The sequence below is a fragment of the Roseospira navarrensis genome (assembly GCF_009601025.1).
GTDB classification, from domain to species: domain Bacteria; phylum Pseudomonadota; class Alphaproteobacteria; order Rhodospirillales; family Rhodospirillaceae; genus Rhodospira; species Rhodospira navarrensis.
The window spans coordinates 1-6,847 of the sequence record NZ_WIVE01000111.1 but is presented as its reverse complement, the minus strand read 5'-3'; the positions used below and the strand labels follow the sequence as shown (position 1 = coordinate 6,847).

7 protein-coding genes and 1 pseudogene are annotated in these 6,847 nt (G+C 63.2%); 1 reads left to right on the top strand and 7 read right to left on the bottom strand.

Annotated features, from left to right (window positions below; genetic code table 11):
* The first annotated feature begins 104 nt into the window (after window positions 1–104).
* Entirely contained in the window at window positions 105–410 is a 306-nt protein-coding gene (locus GHC57_RS18470; RefSeq protein WP_153347032.1) for a hypothetical protein, read from the top strand.
* Window positions 411–434: 24 nt separating this feature from the next.
* Here the strand turns inward: GHC57_RS18470 and GHC57_RS18465 are convergent, their stop codons facing one another.
* The 7 genes and pseudogenes from GHC57_RS18465 to GHC57_RS18435 form a co-directional block, all read right to left on the bottom strand.
* The gene (locus tag GHC57_RS18465) at window positions 435–848 is read right to left on the bottom strand and encodes a type II toxin-antitoxin system VapC family toxin (RefSeq protein WP_153347031.1); all 414 of its coding nucleotides are present in this window, start codon (window positions 846–848) and stop codon (window positions 435–437) included.
* Window positions 845–1,084 (bottom strand): AbrB/MazE/SpoVT family DNA-binding domain-containing protein, encoded by a 240-nt coding sequence (locus GHC57_RS18460; RefSeq protein WP_153347029.1) that lies wholly within the window; start codon window positions 1,082–1,084, stop codon window positions 845–847. Before GHC57_RS18460 ends, GHC57_RS18465 begins: the two co-directional genes overlap by 4 nt.
* 146 nt (window positions 1,085–1,230) lie before the next feature.
* The gene (locus GHC57_RS18455) at window positions 1,231–1,521 is read right to left on the bottom strand and encodes a helix-turn-helix domain-containing protein (protein WP_153347028.1); all 291 of its coding nucleotides are present in this window, start codon (window positions 1,519–1,521) and stop codon (window positions 1,231–1,233) included.
* Window positions 1,518–1,844 carry a type II toxin-antitoxin system RelE/ParE family toxin gene (locus GHC57_RS18450; protein ID WP_153347026.1) on the bottom strand — a complete coding sequence of 109 codons (327 nt, stop codon included), beginning with the start codon at window positions 1,842–1,844 and terminating at the stop codon, window positions 1,518–1,520. The genes GHC57_RS18455 and GHC57_RS18450 overlap by 4 nt, the downstream gene beginning before the upstream one ends.
* A gap of 59 nt (window positions 1,845–1,903) precedes the next feature.
* Window positions 1,904–3,775 (bottom strand): DNA mismatch repair endonuclease MutL, encoded by a 1,872-nt coding sequence (gene mutL / locus GHC57_RS18445; protein WP_170294970.1) that lies wholly within the window; start codon window positions 3,773–3,775, stop codon window positions 1,904–1,906.
* Window positions 3,772–5,460 (bottom strand): glucose-6-phosphate isomerase, encoded by a 1,689-nt coding sequence (gene pgi / locus GHC57_RS18440; RefSeq protein ID WP_153347024.1) that lies wholly within the window; start codon window positions 5,458–5,460, stop codon window positions 3,772–3,774. The genes mutL and pgi overlap by 4 nt, the downstream gene beginning before the upstream one ends.
* A 1,234-nt stretch (window positions 5,461–6,694) precedes the next feature.
* Window positions 6,695–6,847, bottom strand: a pseudogene (locus tag GHC57_RS18435) (IS1595 family transposase); the annotation flags it as partial.

The window sequence follows — 6,847 nt, the reverse complement described above, 5'->3', positions numbered from 1 at the left end:
GTTCACTCTATGTTCTGCGCCATTTCGGGCCACCTGTCACCACATGATGCGGTCCCGGACTCAAAGGGATAAGCCTTTGTGCTGAAATAGAGCGGATATATAATTTGCGCAACGAAATTGGCCATGAAATAATGAGTCTGCTTGTTGACGATGACAGAAAAGAGGTCACGCTGTACGATGTCGTATTCTCTTTCAGTGTGTATGTCAAAGTATCTCAATGGTGGTTCAGGGAGTTTGAGGCGGCCATTGACCCTGATATGACGCAAGAAAAATATGATAGCATTTGTTGGGATGAGGTGCAAAATGTTGAAACAATTATGTTGCGCGAAATATTAAACAAGTCTCTTTGCGACAATGATGAATGGAAAGCTATTTTAGGATGGGTCGAGGAAATGCAAAAAAATATTTAAAAAAAACAATGAATGGTGCGGTCGTCATTCAACCACGATGTCAGGTGCCAATGCGGCATCTGAATGAGCGCCCAGCCGCCGGTCCAGCGTGACCAGAGGCAAGGCGCCCGCCGCACGGGCGCTTTCCAGAATCACATGATCCGCGAAGTCTGCCCCGCTGGTGCGCCACCCGGCCAGAGCGGCGCGGGCCAACTCCTCCTGCTCAACGCGCAACTCCGCGGTCGCCAACAGTCGGTCGAGAACGTCCGCGATCTGGGCCTTGTCGTACCGATAGGCCCGCGAGAGCACCCAGACCAGTTCGCACAGAACCACGAGGGAGATCCATCCTGGCGCGTCCGGGGTGCATCGGTCCTCGATCACCCCTGTTGCCACTGGACTTTGGGCGTCATCGTCCTGGGTGATGTAGCGAACCAGAAGGTTGGTATCGAGGGCGATCATCCGCTATCCGCCGCACCAGCGGCAATCGCCCGATCCATGTCCTCCAGCGATACTGGACTCTCCGGCCGTGGTAGGCACCCCTTCAGGTCCCGGACGGAGCGGGTCTTGGGGATGATCCGCACGGTTCCGTCCGCATCGATTCGGAAGCCGACCCGGTCGCCGGCGTTCAAGTGCAGGCGGTCCCGCAGCGATTTGGGCAATGTAATCTGGCCTGTCGTGGAAAGGATCGCGTCCATGGCGGCCGTCCCCATCCTGGTCACTTCTCAATGTTGAGGATGTGACCGCTGGCCCCGGCGGTCAAGCGCCCCTACCGCCGCCCGAACAGCCGCTCGATATCCGCCAGTCACGGTTCGACAGGCGCCGGCCGGCCTGCGCGCAAGCGTCATGCCGCGTCTTCGGCGCTTTCGAACGTGATCCGAAGGCGGGTGCCCGTTGCCTCCGCCAGCCGGACCAGCGTTTTGGTGGACGGCTGCGTGCGACCGCTTTCCAGACGGGCGATCACCGATTGCGTGGTCGCCATGCGCTCAGCCAATTGCGCCTGGGTCAGTCCGGCACGCGCGCGCGCCTCGATCATGGCGCGGGCCAGATCGAACGATGGCCCCAGCGTTTCATACGCCGCCCGGTACGCCGGATCCTGGCTCCACGCTTCATTGAGATCTCGAACGTCGGTCATCCCAACACCTCCTTGGCGCGATCAAGGGCAAGGTCAATCTCTCTTCGTGGCGTCTTTTGTGTTTTCTTGACAAAAACCCGGACCACCACGACCCGGCGCTGTCGAACCGCGACATAGAGCGCGCGACCGATGCCATCCCGGCCCGTCATCCGCATTTCCCAGAGCGGCCCCGAAATATGCCGGACGTGCGGCATACCGACGCGGTCCAGGCCGACCGCCATGATGAGTTCAGAGATCCGGACGAACCGTGCCCGCATGTCGGCGGGCAGGGCACCGAGTTCCGCATCCACCGTGTCGTTCAGGGTCTCGACGGTCCAGGTCATGCTTGGGAACGATATCGCTATTTTGCGATAATCGCAAGACCCTGAACGGACGGACTCGCTTACCGTCTCCCAAACAACCGCTCGATATCCGCCAACCGCAGTTCGACATAGGTCGGGCGGCCGTGGTTGCACTGGCCGCTGTGCGGCGTCGCCTCCATCTGGCGCAGCAGGGCGTTCATCTCGGCCTCGTTCAACCGCCGGCCCGCCCGCACCGAGCCATGACACGCCATGGTCCCGCAGACATCGGCCATGCGGTCCTTGAGCGCCAGGGTCTGGCCCCATTCGGCCAACTCGTCCGCCAGATCGCGGACCAGCCCGGCGGCGTCCACCTGGCCCAGCAGGGCGGGGACCTCGCGCACCACCACGGCGCCGGGGCCGAAGCCCTCGATCACGAGGCCCAGCGTGGCCAGTTCGTCCGCGCGGGTCAGCAGGCGGGCGGCGGCGGCCTCGTCCAGCTCCACCACCTCGGGCAGCAGCAGGCCCTGCCGGGCGATGCCGCCGTCGGCCAGGGCGGCCTTCATGCGCTCGTAGACGAGGCGCTCATGGGCGGCGTGCTGGTCCACGATGACGAGGCCGTCGGTGGTCTCGGCCAGGATGTAGGTGGTGTGCACCTGCGCCCGCGCCCGCCCGAGCGGGGTGTCGGCGGGATCGGGATCGGGCTCGGGCTGGGGCTCCGGCGAGGGAGTCGCCGCGTCCGGCACCCGGGCCGAGGCCTCGGCGAACCCCGGACCGTTCGTGTCACCAGCAGGCGGCGCCTGCCACGCCCGCGCGGTCTCCAGCGCCCCGGACGACGGGCGCGCCGGTCCGCGCCAGCTCCCGCCCAGCGCAAGGCGGGGCGCGGGATGATCCTCCGCCCCCTCGGGGCGCGCCCGCCCCAACAGGCCCGCCGCCACGGTGGTGCTCGCCCGGTGCCCGGCCCCCGCCAGCGCATGGCGGATGCCGGAGACGATCAGGCCGCGCACCAGGGCGGCGTCGCGGAACCGCACCTCGGTCTTGGCGGGGTGGACGTTCACGTCCACGGCGGCCGGGTCCAGGTCCAGATAGAGCGCCACCACGGGGTGCCGGTCGCGGGCGAGAAAGTCCTGATAGGCCCCCCGGATGGCCCCGTGCAGCAGCCGGTCCCGCACCGGGCGACCGTTGACGAACAGGAACTGGTCCTGGGCGGTGGCCTTGTGGAAGGTGGGCAGCCCGGCGTGGCCGGTCAGGCGGGCGCCCTCGCGGTCCACGTCGACCGTCACACAATTCGTGGCGAACTCCCGGCCCAGCACCGCGCCCAGCCGTTCCCGCCGGGCGGCGTGAGGATCATCCAGCAGTCCGCCGGTCAGCGCCGGGGCCTTCAGCAGGGTGCGCGTGCCGTCCGAGAGGGAAAAGGCGACCTCGGGGTGGGCCATGGCCAGCCGCTTGATGGTGTCGGCGGCGTGGTTTTGTTCGGTGCGGTCGGCCTTCAGGAACTTCAGCCGCGCCGGGGTGGCGTGGAACAGGTCCCTCACCTCCACCCGCGTGCCCGGCGGGTGCGCGGCCGGTTCCACCGCGCCGACACGCCCGGCCTCCACTGCGATCCGCCACGCCTGATCCGCGCCGGGCGGGCGGCTGGTGATCGCCAGCCGCGCCACCGAGCCGATGGACGGCAACGCCTCCCCCCGGAAGCCCAGGGTGCGGATGTCCGTCAGGTCGGCATCGTCGGCGAGCTTGCTGGTGCAGTGGCGTTCGACCGCGAGGGCCAGATCGTCCGGCCCCATGCCCCGGCCGTCGTCCACCACCGCGATCAGCGCCTTGCCCCCGTGCGAGAGCGTCACATCCACGCGCGACGCCCCGGCGTCAATGGCGTTCTCCACCAGTTCCTTGACCGCGCTCGCGGGCCGTTCCACCACCTCGCCGGCGGCGATGCGGTTGACCAGGGTTTCCGGAAGGGGACGGATTGTGCCCGTCACGAGCCCCGCATCTCCTTCCAGGCGTTGATGAGGCCGTTGGTCGAGGCATCGTGGCTGGAGACGGGCGCGTCGCCCTTCAACTCGGGCAGGATGGCCTTGGCGAGCTGCTTGCCCAGTTCGACGCCCCACTGGTCGAAGCTGTTCACCCCCCACACGGCGCCCTGGACGAACACCTTGTGCTCGTACAGCGCCACCAGTTGCCCCAGCGTGTACGGGTCGATGCGCCGGACCAGGAGGGAGTTGGTCGGCCGGTCGCCCGGGAACACCTTGTGCGGCAGCAGGGCGGCGATCTGGTCGGCGCCCATGCCCGATGCCTCCAGTTCGGCGCGGGCCTCGTCCGCCGTCTTGCCCTTCATCAGGGCCTCGGTCTGGGCGAAGAAGTTGGACAGCAGGATCGGGTGGTGCTCCCCCATCGGGTTGTGACTGATCGCCGGCGCGATGAAGTCGCAGGGGATCAGGCGCGTGCCCTGGTGGATGAGCTGATAGAAGCTGTGCTGCCCGTTGGTGCCGGGCTCGCCGAAGATCACCGGGCCGGTGTCGGTGTCCACAGGCGCGCCGTCCAGGGTGACCCGCTTGCCGTTGCTTTCCATGTCCACCTGCTGGAAGTGGGCGGCGAAGCGGTGCATGTATTGGTCATAGGGCAGCAGGGCCTGGGCCGAGGCGCCGTGGAAGTTCAGGTACCACACCCCCAGAAGGCCCAGGATGGCCGGCATGTTCTCGGCCAGGGGGGCGGTGCGGAAGTGCTCGTCCATGGCGTGGGCGCCGTCGAGCAGGTCCGTGAAGCGGTCGAAGCCGATGGCCAGCGCCACCGGCAGGCCGATGGCCGACCACAGGGAATAGCGCCCGCCGACCCAGTCCCAGAAGGCGAACATGTTCGCGGTGTCGATGCCGAACGCGGACACGGCCTCGGCGTTGGTGGACAGCGCGGCGAAGTGCTTCGGCACCGCGCCTTCGCCCAGGGCCGTGGTCAGCCAGCGCCGCGCGGTGTGGGCGTTGGTCAGGGTTTCCTGCGTGGTGAAGGTCTTGGAGGCCACCAGGAACAGCGTGGTTTCCGGGTTCAGGCCGTGCAGGGTCTCGGCGATGTGGGTGCCGTCCACGTTGGAGACGAAGTGCGGCCGGATGCGCGCGTGCCAGTACGGCTTGAGCGCCTCGGCCACCATCACCGGCCCCAGGTCGGAGCCGCCGATGCCGATGTTGACCACGTCGGTGACCGGCTTGCCGGTGGCGCCCGTCCAGGCGCCGTCGCGCACCGCCGCGCAGAAGTCGCGCATCTGGGCGAGCACGCGGTTGACCTCGGGCATCACGTCCTGGCCGTCCAGCAGGATGGGCCGGTTGGCGCGGTTGCGCAGCGCCACATGGAGGACGGCGCGGCCCTCGGTGGTGTTGATGACCTCGCCGGCGAACATGGCGTCGCGCTTGGCCTCCACGCCGGTCTGGGCGGCGAGGTCGAGCAGCAGCCGCATCGTTTCGTCGGTGATGCGGTTCTTGGAGTAGTCCAGCAGCAGGTCGCCCAGGCGCAGCGAATAGCGCGCGAATCGGTCCGGGTCGGCGGCGAACATCTCCCGCATGGGGGTGCCGGCCAGGGCGTCGCGGTGGGCGGCGAGGGTGCTCCAGGCCGGCGTGCCGGTCAGGGCGTTGCTTGTGGAGGCGGGGGGCGAGGCGGCGGGTTTGCGCGCACGGGGCATGGAACCTCCTGGCGACAAGGGGAATGGGGGAGCAGGGTGGTCGGGAATGATCCCGGCCGACGGAAAGGTTCACTTTTTCGTCGGCCGGCCGGCGCGACTGCGCCGGCGCCGCGATGCGGCGGAGGCGATGGACCGGACGAGTCCGGGGCATCGCCGACACGGAGGAAACTGCCGCGCAGTCTAGCCCCGTTCGCGGCCGGAGGGAACCGGGGCCGGTACACATGCGATCTAAAAAGAGTGGTGCACAGGGAGTGGGCACCGCCGGAAATTGTCGCGAGTTCGATATGCCCTAAAAAACGTATACGGTTGACAACACAACCCAAGCGGGGATACTATACCCTTGATATCATCTTGATATCAAGATGAGACGTCCCGCGGCAGACGAGAAATTCTATTCCGTGTATTGAAATCTTCAATACAACTTTAGAAAGGTGATCAGAATGAAAATAAGAATAGCAGTTGCGTTTTTTATATTTCTGGGGTCCTACCTGCCGCTGAGTTTAATACTACTATCTCAATCTATTAAATACGATAAATTGTCGATTCTTTTTGAATACTGTAAAACAAATCCATTCGCAGAAAGCTGCTACTTTCCAGATTATATAGTCAACGAGACTTTTTTCTATTCTTTTTTGTTTTTCGTATTGTGTTTGTTTTCTGTTGCCATTGGTTTTTTTTCTATTTATATAGCGAGGCCGCAAGGGAAGCTCGTTGTTTTGCAGGCGAAAAAAATGCCATCTGAGCTGATAAATTATGCAATGCCATATGTTGTTTCATTCATGAATGTTGATTATCACAGTGCGGATAAGTTTGTGGGGTTTGTAGTATTTTTGTTGTGGATGTTCTGGATTACTTTTAAATCTGAGCAAATAATACTTAATCCTGTATTTTCAGCTTTTGGTTGGCGACTTTATGAGCTTGGGTGTCGATACGAAGGTGAAACGCAAGAACATGTCATATTAGCGTTGTCACGTGTTCCGTTGCGGTCAGGCAATAGATATTATAGGTCGCAAGTGCAAGATATAGTCCTTATTCGTGAACCGAAGTAGTGAGGGGTGGTGAAATGTCAGATCTCCAAAGCATGAAAAATTTTGATGTCAAGAATGCAGATATTTCATTGTGGGTATTTAAGAGCTACCGGAAAGAAGGAGTTGCTCGATTTACTGGTCGCTGGGTGGAAACAACAGATCGTTTAGAGGGTCAATTGAAAGAAACAATTATTAAAGAGAAAGGCTTATCCCTTTGCTTCCGGCGCGATCAACATATCGTAGGTGATGGGTCCTTTGGTGGTGACGGTGCCCAGTAGGGATCGAAAGGCTGCGTGCCGGGTGCGGCGGCGGTTGAAGCGGAAGACGAACTCATCGAGGTAGGCTTGCAGATGCTTGCG